At 47.5% G+C, this 21,081-nt stretch carries 16 protein-coding genes; 4 read left to right on the top strand and 12 right to left on the bottom strand.

Annotated features, from left to right (window positions below; translation table 11 throughout):
• The first annotated feature begins 35 nt into the window (after positions 1–35).
• Together Q366_RS19460 and Q366_RS19455 are read left to right on the top strand one after the other, a co-directional pair.
• A complete protein-coding gene (locus tag Q366_RS19460; RefSeq protein ID WP_035242537.1) occupies positions 36–1,409 on the top strand; it encodes an ABC transporter substrate-binding protein in 1,374 nt (457 codons plus the stop codon).
• A gap of 80 nt (positions 1,410–1,489) precedes the next feature.
• Positions 1,490–2,176, top strand: coding sequence for a hypothetical protein (locus Q366_RS19455; RefSeq protein ID WP_035242535.1), 687 nt, complete (start codon positions 1,490–1,492; stop codon positions 2,174–2,176).
• A gap of 14 nt (positions 2,177–2,190) precedes the next feature.
• On the opposite strand, the gene Q366_RS19450 is transcribed toward Q366_RS19455, so the two are convergent.
• The gene (locus tag Q366_RS19450) at positions 2,191–6,393 is read right to left on the bottom strand and encodes a DEAD/DEAH box helicase (protein ID WP_035242533.1); all 4,203 of its coding nucleotides are present in this window, start codon (positions 6,391–6,393) and stop codon (positions 2,191–2,193) included.
• Positions 6,394–6,536: 143 nt separating this feature from the next.
• Positions 6,537–8,339 carry a translation elongation factor 4 gene (lepA, locus tag Q366_RS19445; RefSeq protein ID WP_035242531.1) on the bottom strand — a complete coding sequence of 601 codons (1,803 nt, stop codon included), beginning with the start codon at positions 8,337–8,339 and terminating at the stop codon, positions 6,537–6,539.
• A 146-nt stretch (positions 8,340–8,485) separates the two neighbouring features.
• On the opposite strand from lepA, the gene Q366_RS19440 reads away from it, so the two are divergent.
• Positions 8,486–9,385 (top strand): GGDEF domain-containing response regulator, encoded by a 900-nt coding sequence (locus Q366_RS19440; RefSeq protein ID WP_035242704.1) that lies wholly within the window; start codon positions 8,486–8,488, stop codon positions 9,383–9,385.
• Here Q366_RS19440 and Q366_RS19435 read toward each other — a convergent pair.
• From Q366_RS19435 to Q366_RS19390, 10 genes are all read right to left on the bottom strand, one after another.
• Entirely contained in the window at positions 9,382–11,343 is a 1,962-nt protein-coding gene (locus Q366_RS19435) for an ATP-binding protein (protein ID WP_035242529.1), read from the bottom strand. The two genes, Q366_RS19440 and Q366_RS19435, sit on opposite strands and share 4 nt — an antisense overlap.
• Before the next feature lie 105 nt (positions 11,344–11,448).
• Complete coding sequence (locus Q366_RS19430) at positions 11,449–11,814, bottom strand: response regulator (RefSeq protein ID WP_035242527.1); 366 nt, start codon at positions 11,812–11,814, stop codon at positions 11,449–11,451.
• Positions 11,815–11,830: 16 nt separating this feature from the next.
• Positions 11,831–12,709: a hypothetical protein gene (locus tag Q366_RS19425; protein ID WP_035242525.1), complete on the bottom strand. Its 879-nt coding sequence runs from the start codon at positions 12,707–12,709 to the stop codon at positions 11,831–11,833.
• A gap of 418 nt (positions 12,710–13,127) precedes the next feature.
• Positions 13,128–14,501 carry a sigma-54-dependent transcriptional regulator gene (locus tag Q366_RS19420; RefSeq protein WP_035242523.1) on the bottom strand — a complete coding sequence of 458 codons (1,374 nt, stop codon included), beginning with the start codon at positions 14,499–14,501 and terminating at the stop codon, positions 13,128–13,130.
• Positions 14,498–15,220: a hypothetical protein gene (locus Q366_RS19415; RefSeq protein ID WP_035242521.1), complete on the bottom strand. Its 723-nt coding sequence runs from the start codon at positions 15,218–15,220 to the stop codon at positions 14,498–14,500. The genes Q366_RS19420 and Q366_RS19415 overlap by 4 nt, the downstream gene beginning before the upstream one ends.
• A 31-nt stretch (positions 15,221–15,251) precedes the next feature.
• Positions 15,252–16,709 carry a HAMP domain-containing sensor histidine kinase gene (locus tag Q366_RS19410; RefSeq protein WP_245620035.1) on the bottom strand — a complete coding sequence of 486 codons (1,458 nt, stop codon included), beginning with the start codon at positions 16,707–16,709 and terminating at the stop codon, positions 15,252–15,254.
• A gap of 7 nt (positions 16,710–16,716) precedes the next feature.
• Positions 16,717–17,352: a flavodoxin family protein gene (locus Q366_RS19405; protein WP_035242519.1), complete on the bottom strand. Its 636-nt coding sequence runs from the start codon at positions 17,350–17,352 to the stop codon at positions 16,717–16,719.
• A gap of 76 nt (positions 17,353–17,428) precedes the next feature.
• Positions 17,429–17,632 carry a DUF6485 family protein gene (locus tag Q366_RS19400; RefSeq protein WP_035242517.1) on the bottom strand — a complete coding sequence of 68 codons (204 nt, stop codon included), beginning with the start codon at positions 17,630–17,632 and terminating at the stop codon, positions 17,429–17,431.
• A 2-nt stretch (positions 17,633–17,634) separates the two neighbouring features.
• Entirely contained in the window at positions 17,635–18,348 is a 714-nt protein-coding gene (locus Q366_RS19395) for a type 1 glutamine amidotransferase (RefSeq protein WP_035242515.1), read from the bottom strand.
• Positions 18,349–18,395: 47 nt separating this feature from the next.
• Positions 18,396–18,866, bottom strand: a complete 471-nt coding sequence (locus tag Q366_RS19390; protein WP_035242513.1) for a 2-thiouracil desulfurase family protein — start codon at positions 18,864–18,866, stop codon at positions 18,396–18,398.
• Between the two features lie 258 nt (positions 18,867–19,124).
• Between Q366_RS19390 and Q366_RS19385 the strand changes: the two genes are divergently transcribed.
• Positions 19,125–20,939, top strand: coding sequence for an acyl-CoA dehydrogenase (locus Q366_RS19385; RefSeq protein WP_035242511.1), 1,815 nt, complete (start codon positions 19,125–19,127; stop codon positions 20,937–20,939).
• The last annotated feature ends 142 nt before the right edge of the window (positions 20,940–21,081 follow it).

Below are 21,081 nucleotides of genomic sequence, written 5' to 3'. Positions count from 1 at the left end.
TATGTAACACCTTTACAGGACATAAGGAGCAGTTTATGGCGGTAGACCCGAATATTAAAATTGTTGTGGCAGATGATTCAGGCACCATGCGGATAATGTTCAAACAAATCCTGGGGAAAGCCGGATTTTCAAATCTTGTCATGGCGGTGAACGGTGCAGACGGCATTGAAAAAGTGAAAGCTGAAAAACCTGATCTTGTCATATCTGACTGGAACATGCCCACGCTGGATGGCCTTAGATTTCTTAAACACTTACGGGAACTGGAAGAATTTAAGGACCTGCCTTTCATCATGGCCACGGCCCAGGCTGACATGGGCAGGCAGAAAGAAATTCTGGAAGCCGGCGGCAATGCCCATTGCCCCAAGCCCTTTAATGAGGAGGAAATAGTCAACGCGATTGAAGCGGCTTTTTCCGGAGGAATGAAAAAACAGCGGGTAACAAAAGAGCGGGGCTTTATCGGAGGCCGCGTTGAGCTCAATGTGGCCCACATCCAGATCACCGACCACCTTGCCCTGGGTGCCCTGAAACACCGGATTAACCAAGGGGATGTGGAACCTAGGTACTTTGACCTGTCAACCAGCCTGATGGGTGGATGGAACCCCATACAGGAAGGTCTTGAAAGCGGGGAAATCGACTGCGCTTTTGTTCTGGCCCCCATTGCCATGGATCTTTTTGCCTATGACTCCCCCATTCAACTGGTCCTGTTTGCCCACAAGAACGGTTCCACATTTGTGCGCTCCCGGCATTATGATCACAGGTTTGACTCTTTGCAAAGCTTTTACAAATACAAGGTTGTGGATATTCCCCACAAAATGTCGGTTCACCACATGCTTGCACATAAATTTTTAAAGGAACTGGGGCTCAAACCCGGTGTTCCCGGAGAAAAAGCCATTAATGTACGCTTTGAAGTGGTTCCGCCCATCAAGATGCCCGGCATTATGAAAGAAAACGAGGACGTGGGCGGATTCATGGTTGCAGAACCGGTTGCAACCAAAGCCATAAAAGGGGGGATCGGCAGCCTGGAATTCTATTCAGCCGCACGCTGGGAAAATCATCCCTGCTGTATTGTGGCCATGCAAAAAGACTTTATCCAGAAACATCCCGATGCTGTCCAGGAGTTTGTATCCCTACTGGTGGAAACCGGCGAGTATATTGAAAACGACAAGACCCGGGCCGCGGATATTGGTGTAAAATTTCTGGACCCCGAAGGTAAAATGGGGCTGAATCCCCAGGTGCTTCAAAATGTATTTTCCCAGCCCATGGCCATACGCTGGGATGGACTCTATCCGGATGCAGACGCTCTTGATAAAATTCAAAGATACATGCATGATACCATGGAAATCGGCAAAATCATTGACCTTGAAAACTTTATTGAACCTAGTTTTGCGAACATTGCATTCAATCGATAAATGATCGCCCTTCGGGCGGGTTGTTAGGTTTTAAGTTTTAAGAATGGAAATTCCTATACTATTAAATTAAGGAGTTATGCATGAGAATTACAGATCCCAAAGTCATACTGAACGGTGAAAAAGACCTTATTGCATCGGTCCAGAAAGATCTGGATCTTGATGCAGTCAGGGATCTGTTCAAGGAACGCCTGACAATTAAGGCTCTGTCTCCCAAAGGTGGCCAGATTGTCGTACATAACAATGATGTAGCATTCAGGCTTGATTATGAAATCAATCTGGATGGCAGCCTGCTTTTTGACCGGAACGGCAACCTGCTTAAAGATTGTGAACCTACGACACCGGAACAGGACCCGCAGGATAAAGAAGCCGCAGCATCAGACCGGGAGGATCCTCTGTCCATTAACCTTCCGGATTATGATGATGAACCAGATGAGAAGCCCGCGGAAGACCTGGATGATGATATCCAAGATGATGATATCCAGGATGTTGAGCTCAGACTGGAAATTGAAGATCTTGAAGATGAATTTGAATTTGATCCGGACGACCCAGATATCCTTGAAGCAGATATAGATGATGAAGTGATTGGCGATTTCCCCCAGGCCCAAGAGGATGACATAGAAAAAGAAGACTTAAGTGCTGGGGAATTGCCGGATATTGATGGCCTGGAAGACGGGGACAAGGAGACTGACCAGGATATGGAGGATGACGATATCAATGCCATTCTTCAGGAAAGCCGTGATTTCTGGGAAAAGAAAAAAGAGCAATAAAGGGTTTAATACCCTTATTTTTTAAGCAATTCGAGCAATTCATCCGCCGAAATCCTGGCAGCGGCATCGCTACCGGCCAAAAGATTTTCAGCGAGCTCGCGTTTTTCACGATGCAGCCCAATAATTTTTTCCTCTATGGAACCTTTGACCACCAGGCGGTAAATCGTTACCGGCCGGGTCTGGCCGATGCGGTGGACCCGGTCCGAAGCCTGGTCTTCCACGGCTGGATTCCACCATGGGTCCATGTGAATGACGTAATCTGCTGCGGTCAGATTTAAGCCCGCACCCCCGGCTTTCAGGCTGATAAGAAAAAGATCGCCCTGGCCTTTTTGAAAGGCCAGGATTCTTTTTTGACGCTCTTTGGCAGAGGTTGTACCGTCCAGGTATTGGTAGCAGATTTTTTGCTTATCAAGATAAGCCTTGAGAATCTCCAGATGTCCCACAAACTGACTGAACACAAGGGCTTTGTGCTGATTGGCAAGCAGTTCGTTCACTGTATCGGCAAAAACTTTTAGCTTGGAACTTTCGATTTTTGCCTCCGGAAGAATCAGAGCCGGATTGCAGCACAACCGCCGCAACCGGGTCAATTCTGCCAGTATTCTCAAATGTCTGGCACCTGCTGTGTCACTGGAGGTTTCAATATTTTCAAGGGATTTTAACCGCTGGGCTTCGTAAAGGGCGGCTTCCTCCGGATTCATCTCCACATACAAATTAATTTCTGTTTTTTCAGGCAGTTCCGTCAGCACATCGGTTTTCAGCCGCCTCAGGATAAAAGGACGTACAAGTCTTCTAAGACGCCTTAAAGCCTCTTTGTCATTATCCCGCTCAATGGGCAGGACAAATTGTTCCCGAAACCTTTTGAAACTGCCTAAAAGACCTGGATTGATAAAATTGAAAAGAGTCCATAGTTCATCCAGATGGTTCTCCACAGGCGTTCCCGTGGTGATCAGCCGGAACCTTGCGTTAAGCTTCATGGCTGCTTTGGAACGCTTGGTTTTCATATTTTTAATGGCCTGGGCCTCGTCAAGTACAATGGTCTGCCAATCGATTCCGGCAAGCCTGTCCGCCTCGGTCTGCAACAGGCCGTAGCTTGAAATCACCAGGTCAAAGGGCCCAAGGGTGCCAAGAAATAAATCCCGGTCTCCGGGACCGAATATTTTGGGATGAAGTGTGGGGGCAAACCGTTGGCATTCGTCCTCCCAGTTGGACATGACAGAAAGGGGAGCAACCACAAGGACAGGCCCCTGGTCTGCAACCAGTAGAATTGCGGACAGGGCCTGAACCGTTTTGCCAATCCCCATGTCATCGGCCAGACATCCGCCGACCTCCCAGTGGATTAACTGGGCCAGCCACTCAAACCCTGTTTTCTGATAATCCCTTAAGCTTGCCTGAAGGGTGCCTGGAAGCTTTGGAGAAATGCTCTGCTTTAATTTTTTACAATGATCTTTCCAGGCCTTATCTGATTCCAGATGTCCTGCCAGGTCAATCAGGTCTTCCATGGCAGGAACGGCCAGGGGCGGAATGCGGACACCGTTGCCATGCGGAGCGCTATAGGCTTTAAGTTCGTCAAGGCTATTTTTTAAACTTTTGGTCAGCGTGACAAATGTATTCTCATCCAGGGGAAGAAACCGTCCTGTGGATTTTGAGAGCAGTTCCATGAGCTGTGTCAAATCAAGGACCAGGTCATTGTCAAGTTTCAGGCAGCCGCTGGCCTTGAACCATTCCCGGTCTTTTTGAATTTTCAGATTCAGATTGTCAAAGGACGCCCGGGAAGCGATTTTCAGTTTTTCTCCCTTGGGCCATTCCAGTATTGCCTTATCTTCACAATTTTTCAGGTCACAAAGCAGCTCCAATGCCTGCTCGGGTTCTCCGGCCTGCCACTGACCATCCACAGGAGAGATATATTCCATTGCCGGACAAAGGCGGACAATTTCTTCAAGGCATTCTTTCTCTTTTGCCAGATCCCTTTGTGCGGTTAATTTTTCATCTTCTTTTTGGGCAAAAACATGGATGCCGCCCTGACCCGGCTTAAAATATGAACCGGAGTCGGTAAACGGCCGAACCATGAATTCAACACTGATGCCATCTTGAAACGGCATGATATGAACATGTGGCGTTGGATCGGCGATCACGGATTTGGCATGTGAATTGCCGGGAATCGCAAAATCCGAGTTGACCTGGACACAGGATGCCAGTGCTGCCGCCGTTTTAAGCGCATCTTCCTTTGCTTTTTGGGGCAGTTTCAGGCCGTCTTTTCCGATCAGTGCTGCAATTTGCTGGTGGTGTTGTGAAAATTTGATCAATTTGAACCGGGTTGGGGTTTCACGAACCAGGCTGGCGTTGTTTCCATTGGCCAGGGGTGTTGCGTCCATGGTCATCCGCAACTGTCCCTTTTCATTTTTCAGCCTGAGTTCAGGTTCCCCTTCAATAAGTTCCACCTGGGTTTGAATCTCTTGGTCTGCATAGATCAAGGGGTGTCCAACCAGGGCTTCAAGGGCTTTATCCATGTCAAACCGATACTCTGTCTGGGCATAGTTATAATAACCGCTGCTATATCCGGACTGGACAGAATATGCTTTAATCGCCTTGCAGATCTTTTTATCCTGATCCGTCAGCCCGTCCATGGTTTCAAAATTTTCACGCAGATTTTTTAATGCCACGGCCCGCCCCTTTGTCCAGGTTTTCTTTTTCGTCAATTTTTGTAACCGGGGGGTAATTGCGGCACTGTTTGCCCGTTCAACATAAGAGAGAATCCAGACCATTCTCTGGTCGGTATTACCGGTTTTATTCTCCGGGCTGGTCTGATTACTTTGGCTTATGTGGGTTAGGGCTGTTAAAATTTTTTCCCACACAGGTATTTGGGGAACCATATGAACCAGAGTTGTTGTTCCGCAGGTGGTATGTGCAGATTCAGCGTATTCAATGTTTGTGTCCGGATCATTGCCAAGGTCGGCCAGCAGCATGGCTGATTCCGCAGCTAACCAGAGAAAACCCGAATCTGCCGCTTTTTGATGAATCTGTTTCAGTTCATTTAGATAGCATTTTGCGTTCTCATGATTTCTCCATGCCATGATCAGAATAGAGAAAAACCGGATTTTGAAATTTTTAATTTCAATTTTATCATACCTGCTTGATTCTGCCTCACTCAAGCTCTCTTTGGCCTCAAACATCTTGAATAAATATTCGATCAGATCAATAGGGATTGCATAAATATCTTGTTTTCTCAATGCAGCTTCAATGTGGGCCAGCGCAATTTGATATTGACCCGGATCCTTTGTCTTGAGCAGGGCAAAAAGAAACATGAGGCCCGGAAGCCCCGGCAAAAATATTTTGCGTTTACGGGTTTGTTTTTTTAAAAGGGAAAGCGCTTTGTCAAACCATGGCAATGCGGTGTCTTCATTGCAAACAAGACTGCGCATACCCTGAAAAACCATATGCTCGTAGCACTCTTCCGGTATAGTCATCAAAACAGTATCAAAATCTTTGAACCGTCCGCATAATAGTAAAAACTCCAATAACCTGGTTTTTTGTTTTTCCATTCCCTTTTGCGAACGATAAAAGTCAACTGCATATTCTAAAAAGTCCCGGCAGTCGTCTAAACGGATATCAGCCTCTGCAAACATTATGGGCAGGATATGGGCCTGAATTCCATGGCTAAGTGTTTTAAACAGCGCAGGATTGAAGGGCTGATTCAGAAGGGTTAATAATGGCGGTTCTTCACGGAATTGCAAGGGGATATAATATTGTGCGTTTCTCCAGAGAGATAAAATCATGTCAGGATCCTCATGGACAAACAGACTGATTTGAAGATTCCGGTAAAACCCCTGGGCCTTTCCATCGATCATTTTTAACGTGGCGGTTTCAAACCCCATTAAATTCAAAACAATCTTGGCTATAGATGTAATTTTTCCGGATAGGACCGCGTCTGCCAGGGCATGGGATTTTATGAGCGTATTGCAGGACACGCCTGCAGGCGCTTTGAGAATCATTTCCAACCCTTCAAGCTCTTTTACAACATCCTGGATGGATTGGCCTGAAAAGCTTTTTCCGTTGCAATCTTTTTCTCCCATCTGATCCAGGCAATAGATCAGTTCTTTCTGCCTCATTGGAAACACATGGATTGCCAGTATCTGAACAATGTGCTGCATTGTAGGGGACAGGTGTTCCCTGTAAATACCCAGCAGTTTTTCCCCTTTGGATTTATTGTTTTTAATCATGGCAATTTTTCCTATACTGTATATGATAAATGCGGCACCCAAAAAACTACGCGACTAAACCGCCATCAGCAGATCTTTTAGAATATTGAAAAGACAAGCCTGTGGGGGCGATGTATATTATTCGCCCATATCCTGGCCCCAATTTAATCCGACTTCAAGACAGACAGGAATGCTGACTGGGGGATCTCCACAGATCCCACCATCTTCATTCTTTTTTTGCCTTTTTTCTGTTTTTCCAAAAGTTTGCGCTTTCTTGAAATATCGCCGCCATAACATTTGGCTGTTACATCTTTGCGATAGGCGGAAATGGTTTCCCTGGCAATAATCTTACCGCCAATGGCGCCCTGGATGGGTATTTTAAACTGTTGCCTTGGGATTTCTTCACGCAGTTTTTTGCAGGCAGCCCTTGCCTTGGTCTCTGCCTTGTCCCGGTGAATCAGCATGGAAAGCGCATCCACGCGTTCCGCGTTTATGAGAAAATCCAGTTTCACAAGATTGGTTTCCTGGTAGCCTGCAATTACATAATCAAAGGAACCATAGCCCTGGGTCACACTTTTAAGCCGGTCATAAAATTCATAAACCACCTCGGCCAAAGGCAGGATAAATTTCATTTCCATGCGGTTGGAGGTCAGATACTGATAATTGGTACTGACTCCCCGAAATTCATGGCAGACCTGCATGACATTGCCCATATATTTATCCGGTATAATGATGGAGGCGTTGATAATGGGTTCCCTGACACATCTGATTTCTGTGGGATCAGGATATTCGGTTGGGTTATCAATGATCTTAACTTCCCCTGAGACATAGGTGACTTCATACCGGACCGAAGGTGAGGTTAAAATCAGTGAAATATCATATTCCCGCTCCAGGCGTTCCTGAACCACTTCGAGGTGTAAAAGCCCCAGAAACCCGCAGCGGTACCCGAACCCCAGAGCTGAAGATGAATCCTTTTCATAAATCAGGGAGGCATCATTCAGCTTGAGTTTTTCCAGGGCCTCGGTCAGTTCCCCATAATCGTCGGCAGCCACCGGATACATGGAAGAGAACACCACAGGCGTAGGCTCCCTGAAACCGCCCAGTGCTTTATCGCATCTTTTGTCCGGCATGGTCACGGTATCACCGATTCTAACATCGGATATCAGCTTTATCCCTGCAATAAAATACCCAACCTGACCCGCCTCAAGACTTTGCTGGGGATTACGTTTGATCTGAAACAGTCCCACCTCTTCAACCTTGTAGATGGCATTATTGGACATGAACTGTATCCGGTCCCCTTTTTGGATACTTCCCTCAAAGATCCTGAAATGAATGATCACACCCCTGAACGCATCATAGTGAGAGTCAAATATCAGGGCCTTGAATGCGCCTGTGTTTTCCACGGTGGGCCCGGGTATCCTGTCAACAACGGCTTGGAAAATTTTATCAACCCCTGTTCCCTTTTTTGCCGACACAAGAAGTGCCTGTTCACTGTCAAGACCCAGGTCTTCATCAATCTGGTTTTTAACCCACTCAATTTCTGCCGATGGCAGGTCAATTTTATTGATGATCGGAAGGATCTCAAGGTCATGTTCCATGGCCAGGTAGAGGTTGGCAAGGGTCTGGGCCTCTACCCCCTGGGATGCGTCGGCCAGTATCAAGGCCCCTTCACAGGAAGCAAGTGCCCTTGATACCTCGTAGGAAAAATCCACATGCCCCGGTGTATCAATGAGATTAAGCAGAAACTTGCTGCCGTCCGGTGCTGTATAGGGAAGGGATACGGTCTGGGATTTTATGGTAATTCCCCGTTCCCGCTCAATATCCATGGAGTCCAGAATCTGCTCTTTCATGTCCCGATCTTCTATAATACCGGATAGCTGGATCAGCCGGTCAGACAAGGTGGATTTACCATGGTCAATATGCGCAATAATAGAAAAATTTCTAATATGCCGAGGATCGTATTTCAATTAGACTCCAAACTAAGCGTTGACAAAAAAGGTGTATCTATATAATAAGGCTATACATTTATCAATTGTAATTTACAGTGTCAAGAAAAGCCGCCATTCAAGGCGTTCTATTTTGTCTTTTATACCTGATTATGCCGGAGAAACTCATGGCCCATGCCATACTCATTGTTGATGATGATATAGCAATTAAGGAATCTGTGGAAGAATTTTTAACACTGATGACCTATGAGGTTAAAAGTGCTGAAAATGCATTCCAGGCCATTGAGATTTTGAAAACTTTCCAGCCTGATATTGTTTTAACGGATATCATGATGCAGGGAATGGACGGACTTGAACTGACCCGACTGATCCGGAAACAGTACGACATTGATGTCATGGTCATGACCGGGTATTCTGCTGATTATTCCTATGAAGAGGCTATTAATGCCGGGGCCAGCGATTTCATCTTCAAGCCCTTCCGTTTTGAAGAGCTGGATTTAAGAATCAAACGGATGCTCAAAGAAGCTGCATTTAAAAAGGAAAGGAATAGGCTGTTAGAAGATATGAAGCAGCTGGCCATCACCGACGGGTTAACAGGCCTGTTCAATTCCCGGCAGTTTTTTCATCAGATCAAGCAGGAGATCAAACGTTTCCAGCGCTACTCCAGGGACTTGTCACTTCTCCTGCTGGATATCGATTTTTTTAAAAAATACAACGATACCTGGGGGCATATGGAAGGCGATAAGGTACTGATGAGCATGGGCAGGATCATTTCTTCCTGCCTGCGAAGTATGGATTCCGCCTACCGTTACGGCGGTGAGGAATTTGCCGTGCTTTTACCGGAAACAGAGTTAAAACAAGCCTGTCTGGTGGGTAACCGCATCAGGGAGAATGTCCAAAACGCTGTGTTCACACCGGAAAACGGTGTGCAGGTCTCTGTGACCATAAGTATCGGTGCGGCACAAATTGTCAGGGGTGAAGACGTGACCTCATTTATCAAACGCACGGATAAAGCATTGTACCTTTCCAAGGAAAACGGCCGGAATCAGTTAACCGTAGCCTGTTAATCCTGTCTTGAATTTTTGGTCGCTGTGTCCGGCAGGACAATGGTGAAGCAGGTGCCGTAATCCGTAACCGCATCCACTTTAATTGAACCGCCCAGGGCCTCAATTTCGCCCCTGAGGGCGGCAAGGCCAACGCCTCTGCCCGAAAGCATATTCACCTGTTGTTTGGTGGAAAAGGAATCCATAAAAATGGTATTGATGATTTCGGACCGGGACAGGGCTGAAACCCGGGCGGTGGAATAAATGCCTTTTTCAACGGCAATCCGGGCGATCTGGTCCGGGTCAATGCCTTTGCCGTCGTCAGATATGGTCAGGGTAAAACAGGTATCCTGTTTCAGAATTTCACATTGAATCCGGCCGGTTTCATCCTTGCCTTTTTCCGACCGGTCTTCAGGCTTCTCAATGCCGTGGTCCACAATATTCCTGAACATGTGGATAATGGTTTTAAGAAACCCTGCATACCGGCTGCGGTCGATATACACGTTATCCCCTGTAACCGTGAATCCCCCGATGGATTTTCCCAGTTTCAGGGCCAGAATCTGGATATAGTCGTTGTAACCGGTCAGTATCCCGTTTAAGGACGGCCAGGTCAATTCATTGATGTGATGGACCAAAAACTGCCGGTCTTCCCCTGAAAACCGGTTTGCAACCGCATCAACCAGGGCTTCTATACGGTGGGCATTAATATTGATCCGGTTGTCGGATTCAAGGAAGGTCGCCCCCATAAAATCGTGAATCACGTCCAGATCCTTTTTGACCATCCGGTCAAAACAGATGGTTTCCAAAAATGCTTTCAGGCGGTTGACGCTCCGGCCCTCCGGAAATTCCATCATCACGGACAACCGGTCTTCCAAACTGTGCAGGTTTAATGCGGTATCGTGCATCTGGCGCAGGGCAAAGTCGCCTTTCATGGTATGCACCTCCCGGAACAGGTCCTTGACCATCTCCTGGACGGGCCGGTCCTGCCCGAGTAAACCGGCTGCCTCCCGGGAAAAAAATCTGCGGGCATCTGCCACTGCATCACGGATCTCTGCCCTGCTTTGAATGGCGGACAGAACCAATTTTATGTTGTTTTTTTCCTGGTCCTGTTTTTTCTCCAGGGCTTTTTTATCCGTGATATCCGTTAAGATCACCATTAAAATCCGGTTCTCTTCAAACGCAATAATTTTATAACGGATATTGATATACCGATTGCCGGCCCTGAACTCGCTGGGCAACAGGGACAAAAACACCTTGGCCCGGGCTTTGTTTTTTTGGCGGAACAAACTTTTCAGGGTATTGATCAATAACCCATGCTGTTTTTCATCCAGAAAGGGTTCCATTAAACAGCCAAAATTCAGGTGGGCGATTTTCCGGTCAAAGATATCATCGCAAACGCTGCTGTATTCTTCATAGATACGCAAATCCTGCTGAAAAGACAAAAATCCCTGGTCTGCATTATCCAGCAATTTTTTAATGGATCTGTTTTTGATCTCAATTTCCCTGCGCAGGGCCTGTTCCTGGATATGTGCCTGTTCAAGAATTTTCTGCTGGGAATTGAGCAACTCAATCTGGCGTTGCTTCATTTCAGACATGGTCATCAAAAAATTACTGATGCTGACGATACCGCAAAATATCCCCTGTTTCATGATCAGCACATAATCGTAGACATCATCTTCCTGCCGGTTCATGGTCTGAAACCCGAACTGGGCCAGGTCCAGTTCAATGTCAAGGCAAAGGATCTGGCGTTTCATCAATAGTTCAACCGGCCGGTTCATATAAATGGAAAACCCGAACTGGGTGCCGATCATCTGGTAAAAATGGGTTCTCATCACAAGACCTGCCGGCACCCCGTCATTATCCATCACCACAATACCGTTTGATGCGGGATTGTCTTCGAAATGCTGGTGTATCGCGTTTCCCGGCTCTTTGATGGAAAATACGCGCACCGTCTCCACAAGACTGGCGATTGTTTCTTTCATGATTTTTCTCCAGAACCTGGCATTATAGGCCGGCAGCGCTTGTCACGGGCAGCTGTCGGTCCCGGTATGGACAGGTCCGGGCCGTATGCAAACACGGGCTTTGTTTTAATCCATATTTAATGCATCAGAAATGGCGTTTAATACCTGTTCAGCTTCAAAAGGCTTGGTAATATAATTGGCGGCCCCGAGGTTTAAGGCCTCCAGCATGGTATCGCCTTTGCCCAAAGCGGAAATCATCACCACCCTGGCATCTTCATCTATTGCCAGCAAAGATTCCAAACAGGAAATACCGTCCATGTTGGGCATTGTCACATCCAGGGTCACCAGATCAGGGGCCAGGGTTTTAAATTGTTCAATCCCTTCCAATCCGTCCTGGGCTTCTCCCACCACAGTATGGCTGCCGTTTTCAAGGATGGTTTTCAGTTTTTTTCTGGACATGCCTGAATCATCGACAATTAATATATTGGCCATTCTTTTTCCTCACAAGTTAGATATTAAATACAATTTCAATTTTACCAAAGCTCAATTCACAGGGCGCGACAAACAACTGGTTTCGTTTTTCAATGGTGCTGTTTGTCTGATATTGTTGAGGGGCTAAATCGCAATTTATATTTTTATGGTACAGGTTTGAGACAAACAGCCCGTTCTGGCTGTTCATGAACTCGCCAATGGCATCCCTGGCCATCTCATCCACACCGGTCAAAGACTCCTGGGCATAGATACTGGCAAATTTTGTAAAAACCGGATCATCTGCGCTGATGCCTGTGCTAATAGCATGGTCCCCTGTGATCTGCTGGCCGGCATAATGTTTAAAACAATAGGTGTCTGCCTGATAAGGTTTGGAAATGATCACATCCCGGTCGATAAACCGGATGATGTTTCTGACAAACAATTCAATGTATTCGGAAAACAACTTAACCACGCCGGTTTTTTCCATATCAATGAACAGACTGACAATGGCGTCGGTATTATTACTTTTTAGAATTTGGATTTCCTGGTCGCTGAATCCGGCATCCTTTTGATAATCTGCCAGCAGGCTCTCGTATTCCCCGTAATCCAGCAGTCCCTCATCCACCAATATCTGGCCCAGCGTAATCTGGGAGGTTTTTTGCCTGTCCAGCAGCTCGGAGAGCATGCCCTCCGTCAGGAACCCCTCGCTGACGGCAATCTCTCCGAACCGTCTATCCTGAAGGGTCTGAAGCTTGTGGACCCGGTTCACCTGGAATGAGGTCATTACGCCTGCCTCAATGGCCAGAATTCCCAGCTTCACCCGGATGGACGCCTGCTTTGAAAGTACTTGTTTTAGCTGCCCGGGTGTCAGAATTTTTCGGGTCAGAATATAATTCCCAAAATATTTATTAAACATACAAAAAGTCTCCGTAAAAGTTGATCATTATGGAAATACAGACTCACGGGCTTCAATCAACAGTCCGGTCAGACTGAAATTGCGGATGCAACAGCCATAGGATCTCTGATTGTAAATGAACGAACAATCAAGATCCCAGACTGCCCGAGAAATTCGACGGTTATCATTTTGTTCCATGGATCTGCCCTTGGTAAAAATTAATAATTTTGCATCCTACCCCTTAAATATTAGGAAACAGTGATGCTTTCATTAAAATTTTCGCACAAGGCCCCATCCTGGCTCATCGCGGATTAGTGCGGCCGGGTCGATTTTCGGATTCGATCATGACTGTAAAGTTACGAGAATTGCGCCCCGCTACTTCACACTTTGGGAAATGGCAGTTTAAAAAACAGGATGCAGAAGATGACGCTTTTATACTTTATTTATAGGCTATGGGGTCGATATCGTATTTTCTGACTTTATAATGCATGGCCCGTTTGCTGATACCCAGAAGATCAGCTGCATCTTTTTGAACTCCCCTTGACTTTTTCAGGGCCCTTATAATGGTATCCTTTTCACTCTGTTCAATGGAAAAATCCTGGGAATCTGACAGGTCTGCAGTCAGCACCGCATTTTCCCTGATGTTTTCAACCTGAAGATCCCATGGTTCAATCACCTGGTTTCGGCACAGAACCGCCCCGGCTTCAATGGTGTTTTTCAGCTCCCGGACATTACCGGGCCAGGGATGTTCTTCCAGCACTTTGACAGCAGCATCGGAAATACGCAACCGGTCTATGCCGTGTGCCTGGGCATAGCGGTCAGCACAAATACCGGCCAAAGGATAAATATCCTCCTTTCGCTCCCGCAAAGGCGGAATGGTCAGGGTGATTCCCTTAAGCCGGTAGTACAGATCCTGGCGGAAGCTTCCCGCTTCAATGGCCTGGGCAAGATCCGCGTTGGTCGCTGCAATCACCCGGCAGTCCACAAACGCCTCTTTTACCGCACCCACCTGCCGGATTTTTTTATCCTCCAGAAATCTTAACAGGCGGCATTGCATATCATGGGAGATATTGCCGATCTCATCCAGAAAAAGGGTGCCGGAGTCCGCAGCCTGGATAAGCCCTACCTTGTCCTTGATGGCATGGGTAAACGCCCCTTTCAGGTGGCCGAACAATTCACTTTCAAGGATACCTGCCGGCGTTGACCCGCAGTCCACGACCATGTAAGGCTGTTCTTTCCTAGGACTGTTTTTGTGAATACATCCGGCAATACATTCCTTACCCACCCCGCTCTCCCCAAGAATGAGCACGTTAACCTGGGTGACAGCCACCTTTTTCACCATGGTGTAAAGATGCTTCATGGCAGCGGATTTTCCCCAGTAGAACCCGTTTTCAACCAGGGGCATAGCTTCTGTTCCAATTCCAACACCTGCACCTGCGCCGCGCAGGGCCATTATGGCATTGATTTTTTTAATCAGCTCCAGGCCGTCAAAGGGCTTGGAAATATAATCGGCAGCGCCCAGTTTTATAGCGTCCACAGCATCTGGTATGGTGCCGTAGGCTGTCAGAAAAATCACCGGCAGATCCGGCATAAACTTACGGATATCCGTGAACAGTTCCATTCCGCTTTTTCCCGGCATTTTTATATCTGAAACCAGAAGATCTATGCCTTTCTGGGTTTTGAGTATCTGTTCAGCCCCTGCCGTATCCCTTGCTTTCAAGACCTTGAAATTGGATGCAGACAGCCTTGCATCCAAAACTTCCAGGATACTGGGGTCATCGTCAACAATGAGTATTTTGTACGCGATTGTCACTGATTCTCCCTTTGTTCCTGCCGTTCCTTATCAATTTTCTCAAGCACGGTTATCTGGTGCAAAAGATCGGTTATTCGTGCCTTCTGGTCCATGTTCTGCTTTTCTAAGGCTGTGATTTTAGGCCCAAGGGAATCAATCCTTTTTTGCATGCTAAGACGCTCTTGTTTATAGACTTCCTGCCTGGCATAAAGGTCATTAAGCTTTTCCAGAAGACCTGACCGCTCCAATTCAAGCAAAATCATGCCGTGGGCCAGGGCTTTTTCCAGCATACCGGGATGCATGCCTGACCATGTATTGTGCCGGGTTTTCCGGTCGTCTGTGCCCTGCCCCACATCCGTTGAAATCCGGAAAGACAATTGTGACAGTAAACGCCGAAGCTGATCCACAGCCGTTCTAAAGTCCGGGGCATTTTCTGCAAGAATCATGTCAAGACAGGCATTTCCATAAAAGCCGGCTGCCTGGAGCCGTACATCACTTTCCCGTAAAGCAAGCTGTGAAAAAATCTGACGGGAGAGGGTATAATCTTCGTTTAAATATGCCTCCTGGCCCTGTTTTACCAGGGCATCCCGGCAGACGGGCGGGGATATGATGCTGCACCCGCTGAAAAACACCCCTGTACATCCGATAAAAACCAGAACCCCGGAAAACAGAAAGAAACGATTGACCATCCTTCCCACGAGCAAATTCAGGCAAAAATCAGATATCCATGAAAGACGCATACAAAAAATCCTTACGGTTCATCTATTGAAACTATTGCAACACCGGCAAAGTAAAGGAAAAGGTGCATCCTTTATCCAGGTTATTCTCCACAAAAATGTCTCCGCCATTGGCCTGGACGATCCGCCGGGCAATATTCAAACCAAGCCCTACCCCGTCCATGTGCTTGCGCACCTCCTTGGCCCGGTAGTATTTTTTAAAAATCAAATTTTTTTTATCTTCGGGAATGCCCGGTCCTTCATCACTGATACGGCATGTCAGAAAATGCTTTCCCGGCCCCCGGGCCAAACTGACACTCACCCGGCTGTTGTCCGGTGAAAATTTCAGCGCATTGTCCAGAATATTTATGATGACCTGCATTATTTCCTTTTCATTGCCTTTGACCATGGGCGCCTGTTCAAGGGCCTTAAATTCAGTACGGATGCCCCGGGCCCTTGCCCCGGGTGTAATACTTAAAAAGGCAGATTGCACAAGCTGGTTGGGATCAAAAGGCGCAATCTGTCCTTCCCGAGTCCCTGAAACCAGAATGGAAGCATCCAGCAGATGATTCAACAGGCTGGTAATCCGGGCAATCTCATTGGCGGCAATGGTTAAAAATTTTTTCTGTTTATCATTTACCGGCCCAAGGACTTCCTCGGTCAGCATATTCACAGATTCACGGATGGAAGACAAGGGACTTCTGATTTCATGGCTTAGGGTGGCAATAAAATCCGAACGGATCTCGTCATCAGCTTTAAGCTGACGGTTCATATCATTGAACGCCGCTGCCAGCTCCCCGAATTCATCTTTGGAAGCAATATCCATCTCATAGGTGTAATTGTCATCAGAGACCCGCTTAAGCCCGGATTTCAATTTATTCAAGGGAACAATAATGGATCTGGAAATAAACAGAACCCCCATAATGCCCACCAGTATTGAAATACCGAACCCGATCATGCAGTTTTTCACCACCTGGCGGCTTAAGCGGTTAATCCGGAGCAGTGCCTGCTCAACTCTGTCTTCATTGTCCTTTCTGGCCGCGGAAATGGCGGCCATCCACTGGTCCATCACATCGGCGTCAATCCAGGTATAATTCTTATTCACGGCTTGTTTCATGGATACACCCGACTGGATACGGCCACCAAAAGTCTGGTCAATATCACGCCAGTATCCTGCAGGTGTTCCCCGCCCTGTATCCAGAACAATGATCTTTACAAGCACCTTTTGGTAATTGCTCCGGGCTGTTTCAAAATAGTCAAAATAAACATTCTTCTTCAGCAGTTTCAATTTCTTGATATTGGTGTCCATATCAAGAAGACTGTTCTTAAGATCGTTGGACAACACCGCAATCTGGTTGCTGATGCCGACAATCCGGGCAGAGGCATCGGACATTTCCCGGACCTTGATAAACAGGCCATAAAGTGTGCCGTAAAATATAACGATGAAAAAGAAAAGAAGAAGAAACAGTTTTTTTGAAATACCTGGTGTCATGATGGATGACTTTTCGTTCAAACACTTATCAACGGATAAAGTTGGTCATGGTCTTCGGCAGTGCTTCCGGTGCCGGAAACTGTTCTTTTCCGGCCTCGATCACTTTCATAAGCCAGGCCATGTTTCTGCCCAGAATTTCCATGATCTGCTGACCTTCTCCATCCTGCTCCATTTCCCCGGGGTTCATCCCGTGGACCACATTCCAGTAGTTTGAGGAGGGCATGACCATCTCTGAATAGTTGATGTAATGATTCAGGGTATCCACGGTAGGTATCCCGCCGGACCGCCGGACCGCGGCGACTGCGGCGCCGACTTTGTGGCGCAAGAGGCCGCCGTTTACCGAAGAGACGAAAAAAGCCCGGTCAAGAAAGGACTTCATCGTCCCGGCAACCCCGGAAAAATATACGGGAGAGCCCAGAAGGATGCCATCCGCCGCCTTCATCTTCTGAATCCATTCATTTACCGGATCATCCTTCAGGGTACAGGCTTCATCCTGGTTCTTCACACAGCCGTAGCAGGCAATGCATCCCCTGACCTTTTCCTTGCCCACATGGATCAGTTCAGTATCAATCCCAGCCTTTTCCAGCTCGGCGAACACTGTACTCAAAGACCCGGCTGTATTTCCCTTTTTCCTGGCACTGCCGTTGAATCCAATCACTTTCATGCGCTTTCTCCTTATTGTTTGAGTTCATCTGATTATTGTCCGCGATGTAAAGAAACCTGCTGAAATCAAACCGGGGTCAGACCTTGCCCTCGCCAACAAGCCCCGCAAAGGTTTCAAAAGAACGGTCCCAGGTTTTTTCAACATTGTCGGGGAAGCAGCAGGCCGGGAGCTGGCGCGCCTTCAGATGATAGGCAATGCATTCACAGCAGACGCCTTTCCGGCTGCAGGGCTCATAGGTACAATTGCATCGGCTTAAATTCTTATCTTTGTTGCATTCCATATTCATTCCTCCGTATCTTCATTTCTAAAGTTTTGTTCAAGGTATCCAAGCACCTTCCCCATTAAACCGTTTATTGAAGAATAGCGTTCCACAGGCCCGGACAAGATCTCTTCCCCGGTCTGTATATATTTACCTTCACCCAGTTCATCTTGGCAATTTTCGACAATTGCTTTGGCAGAAGAGGGTGTGGTTTCCAGGTGAAATTGCAATCCGAGAACATTGCTGCCGATTTGAAAGGCTTGATTTTCACACCCTTTACTCTTTGCAATTCGGACAGCCCCTTCCGGCAGGCTAAAGGTTTCTTCATGCCAATGAAACACTTGCGTTTCTTTGGGGAACTGAAAACACAAAACATTTTCAGGTTCAACCGCTTGCACTGGAAACCAACCGATTTCTTTGACCGGGTTAGGGAAAACTGTGCCTCCCATGGCATCTGCAATGAGCTGTGCCCCCAGACAAATCCCAAGAACGGACTTGCCGGTTCTAATCGCGTTTTTGATGAACGCTTTTTCCCGTACCAGCCAGGGATGCGCTGATTCATCATTGACGCTCATGGGGCCACCCATGACAATGAGTAAGTCAATGTCCTCTATTAAGGGAAGATCGTCGGAAGTATAAAACCGGGTGTATGATATTTTGTAACCGGCATTTCTAAGCCATGGCTCAATGGAGCCTAAACCCTCAAAGGGGACATGCTGAAAATAATGTGCCTGCATCTCTAACCTTTATTTATGTTTTTTAAACGTTTATCCCCGGGCCTGTATCAAAAAAACGGCAATTCGTCTATCTGATCCTCACCAAACACCATAATCCCGTTCTGCCTTAAAAGCGCGGTTGTCACACCCATGCCCTCTACAAGAGACCGGCTGAAACTGCCGTCATAAATCCGGCAACTTCCGCAGGACGGGCTTTTCTGTTTCAAAAGGGCTGTTTTGATACCACAGGCGACTGCTTTGTTCAACGCTGCCTGGGCCCCTTTGATAAAAAAATCAGTAACATCAATCTCCCGGGTTTTCACCCGGGCCGTTCCCGCCCAGACCCCCGGGCCGCCGCCGGAAGTGATCTCTGCCGGTGGCCGGGGCACATGAAGGCCGCCGTCCATCTCCGGACAGACCGGAACCAGCAGCCCTTGGGCCTGCCACAGGTTTATGCGCGGGCATTCAAAGGGACAGGACCTGCCGTCATAGCGCACCGGCTGTCCCAGAAGACAGGCTGAAATCAGTATTTGTTCCATGGAAAAATCTTATATCAGCATTGCCCTGATTTGTAAAAATTTCTTGACTAAGATACAAAATTAATGCAATGAATGATAATTCATTTTAGGCCCGCCCGAAGCCCAAAATAAAATTTTAAAACTCGTTTTTTGATAACTTATTGTAATTAAATCCTATCAATAGACAATTAATATACGGATAATAACACGAATTTCAAAGATAACTGCAATATTATAATGAAGGTTTGTTCATTAACAAATCCCTAGTGAGGAGGACACATGGCACAGGTAATTTCCGACCAGCGGGACATTGATTTTGTCGTTCACGAGATGCTCCAGGCCCAGACCCTGGCAGAACTGAACGACAATTATGCCGACTTTAACAAAAAAACCATTGATATGGTTATCAAAGAGGCCAAAAATCTGGCAATCAAGGAGCTTCTGCCCATAAATAAAGAAGGGGACGAGGTGGGCTGTACGCTTGAAAACGGCAAGGTCACCACGCCGCCGTCTTTCAAGCGTGTATATGATCTGTTCAATGAAGGTGAATGGCTCGCCCCCACCGAAGATCCCCAATGGGGCGGCCAGGGTATGCCTTTCACCGTTGCCGCGGCAACCGCTGAATATTTCAACGGAGCCAATTACCCGTTCATGATGTACTGCAGCCTCACCCAGGGTGCAGGCCATCTTATTGAACAATTTGGTACCCAGGAACAGAAAAACACCTATCTTAAAAACATGTATACCGGCAAATGGACCGGCACCATGCTGCTCACCGAACCGGATGCCGGATCCGATGTGGGTGCACTGACCACCAAAGCCACTCCCAACGGCGACGGGACCTACAACATTGTGGGTGAAAAGATTTTTATCTCCGGCGGCGAACATGATCTGGTGGAAAATATCATCCATCCTGTATTGGCCCGCATTGAAGGCGCACCTGCCGGTACCAAAGGCATCTCCTTATTCCTGGTTCCCAAGTTCCGGGTCAACGAAGACGGCTCTCTGGGCGAATTCAACGATGTCGTCTGCACCGGTATTGAGCATAAAATGGGCATCCACGGCAACTCAACCTGCTCCTTGTCCCTGGGCGCCAAAGGGAACTGCGTGGGCACCCTTTTAGGCGAAGAAAACAAGGGCATGAAAGCCATGTTCCTGATGATGAATGCAGCCCGGCTGCTCGTAGGGGTCCAGGGATTTGCCTGTGCCACCGCCGCCTATATGTATGCCCTGGATTATGCAAAAAACAGAATCCAGGGCCGGAATCTGATGGAGATCATGAACCCTGAGGCCCAGGCCGTTGCCATCTTTCGCCACCCGGATGTGCGGCGCCAGCTTATGGTGATGAAATCCAATGTGGAAGCCATGCGCGCCTTACTCTACTTTGTCCATTACTGCATTGACATGTCCAGATATGCGGCAACCGATGAAGAAAAGGCCAAATACCAGGGGTTTATTGAAGTACTCACCCCCATTGCCAAGGGATATGTCACTGACCGGGCTTTTGAGGTCTGCTCCCAGGGTATGCAGGTCTACGGCGGTTACGGGTTCATTGAAGAATATCCCATGGCCCAGTTGCTGCGTGACGTCAGAATCACCCTGATCTACGAAGGGACCAACGGCATCCAGGCCATGGACCTTCTCGGCCGGAAACTGGGCATGAACAAGGGCAAACCCGTCATGGACCTGTTCGGTGAAATGCAGACAACCATTGCCCGGGCCAAGGAGATTCCAGCACTTGAAAAAGCAGCGACCCAGGTTGAAGAGGTGGTAAACAAACTGGGTGAAGTGGCCATTCATATGGGCACCACCGCCATGAGCCCCAAAGTGCTTGCCGCCTTTGCCAATGCCCATCCGTTCCAGGATGCCACCGGCGATACCATTTTTGCATGGATGCTGCTGTGGCGGGCCGTGACCGCTGCCACAAACCTTGAAAAGGCTAAAAAGAAAGATATCCCATTTTACCAGGGCGTTATCAAAAGTCTTGAGTTTTATGCCCAAACCGTACTGCCCGTCACCATGGGCCGGTTTGCGGCACTGCTTGGCACAAGTTCAGTGGCCGTGGACATTGAGGATAATATGTTTCCAGGTTGATTAAACCGTTTTTAACAAACCGTTTTTAACAAACCGTTTATCACGTTAATAAGGCTGCCCCACCCTGCCCCCGGAAGGCAGCCTTATTTTTTTTAACCGTCACCGGAAGAAAGACAATTTTTCAGTTGATAGAAGGCTTCGG

It is taken from the genome of Desulfobacter vibrioformis DSM 8776 (genome assembly GCF_000745975.1).
GTDB classification, from domain to species: Bacteria; Desulfobacterota; Desulfobacteria; order Desulfobacterales; family Desulfobacteraceae; genus Desulfobacter; species Desulfobacter vibrioformis.
Note: the sequence above shows the minus strand (reverse complement) of the source record. Positions and strands in the feature narration are given on the sequence as shown.

What these genes read in the sequence shown, in the direction of transcription:
- Q366_RS19460 (WP_035242537.1), top strand. Translation starts at nt 36, where the DNA reads ATGGCGGTAGACCCGAATATTAAAATTGTTGTGGCAGATGATTCAGGC.
- Q366_RS19455 (WP_035242535.1), top strand. Translation starts at nt 1,490, where the DNA reads ATGAGAATTACAGATCCCAAAGTCATACTGAACGGTGAAAAAGACCTT.
- Q366_RS19450 (WP_035242533.1), bottom strand. Translation starts at nt 6,393, where the DNA reads ATGATTAAAAACAATAAATCCAAAGGGGAAAAACTGCTGGGTATTTAC.
- Q366_RS19440 (WP_035242704.1), top strand. Translation starts at nt 8,486, where the DNA reads ATGGCCCATGCCATACTCATTGTTGATGATGATATAGCAATTAAGGAA.
- Q366_RS19435 (WP_035242529.1), bottom strand. Translation starts at nt 11,343, where the DNA reads ATGAAAGAAACAATCGCCAGTCTTGTGGAGACGGTGCGCGTATTTTCC.
- Q366_RS19430 (WP_035242527.1), bottom strand. Translation starts at nt 11,814, where the DNA reads ATGGCCAATATATTAATTGTCGATGATTCAGGCATGTCCAGAAAAAAA.
- Q366_RS19425 (WP_035242525.1), bottom strand. Translation starts at nt 12,709, where the DNA reads ATGTTTAATAAATATTTTGGGAATTATATTCTGACCCGAAAAATTCTG.
- Q366_RS19415 (WP_035242521.1), bottom strand. Translation starts at nt 15,220, where the DNA reads ATGCGTCTTTCATGGATATCTGATTTTTGCCTGAATTTGCTCGTGGGA.
- Q366_RS19405 (WP_035242519.1), bottom strand. Translation starts at nt 17,352, where the DNA reads ATGAAAGTGATTGGATTCAACGGCAGTGCCAGGAAAAAGGGAAATACA.
- Q366_RS19400 (WP_035242517.1), bottom strand. Translation starts at nt 17,632, where the DNA reads ATGGAATGCAACAAAGATAAGAATTTAAGCCGATGCAATTGTACCTAT.
- Q366_RS19395 (WP_035242515.1), bottom strand. Translation starts at nt 18,348, where the DNA reads ATGCAGGCACATTATTTTCAGCATGTCCCCTTTGAGGGTTTAGGCTCC.
- Q366_RS19390 (WP_035242513.1), bottom strand. Translation starts at nt 18,866, where the DNA reads ATGGAACAAATACTGATTTCAGCCTGTCTTCTGGGACAGCCGGTGCGC.
- Q366_RS19385 (WP_035242511.1), top strand. Translation starts at nt 19,125, where the DNA reads ATGGCACAGGTAATTTCCGACCAGCGGGACATTGATTTTGTCGTTCAC.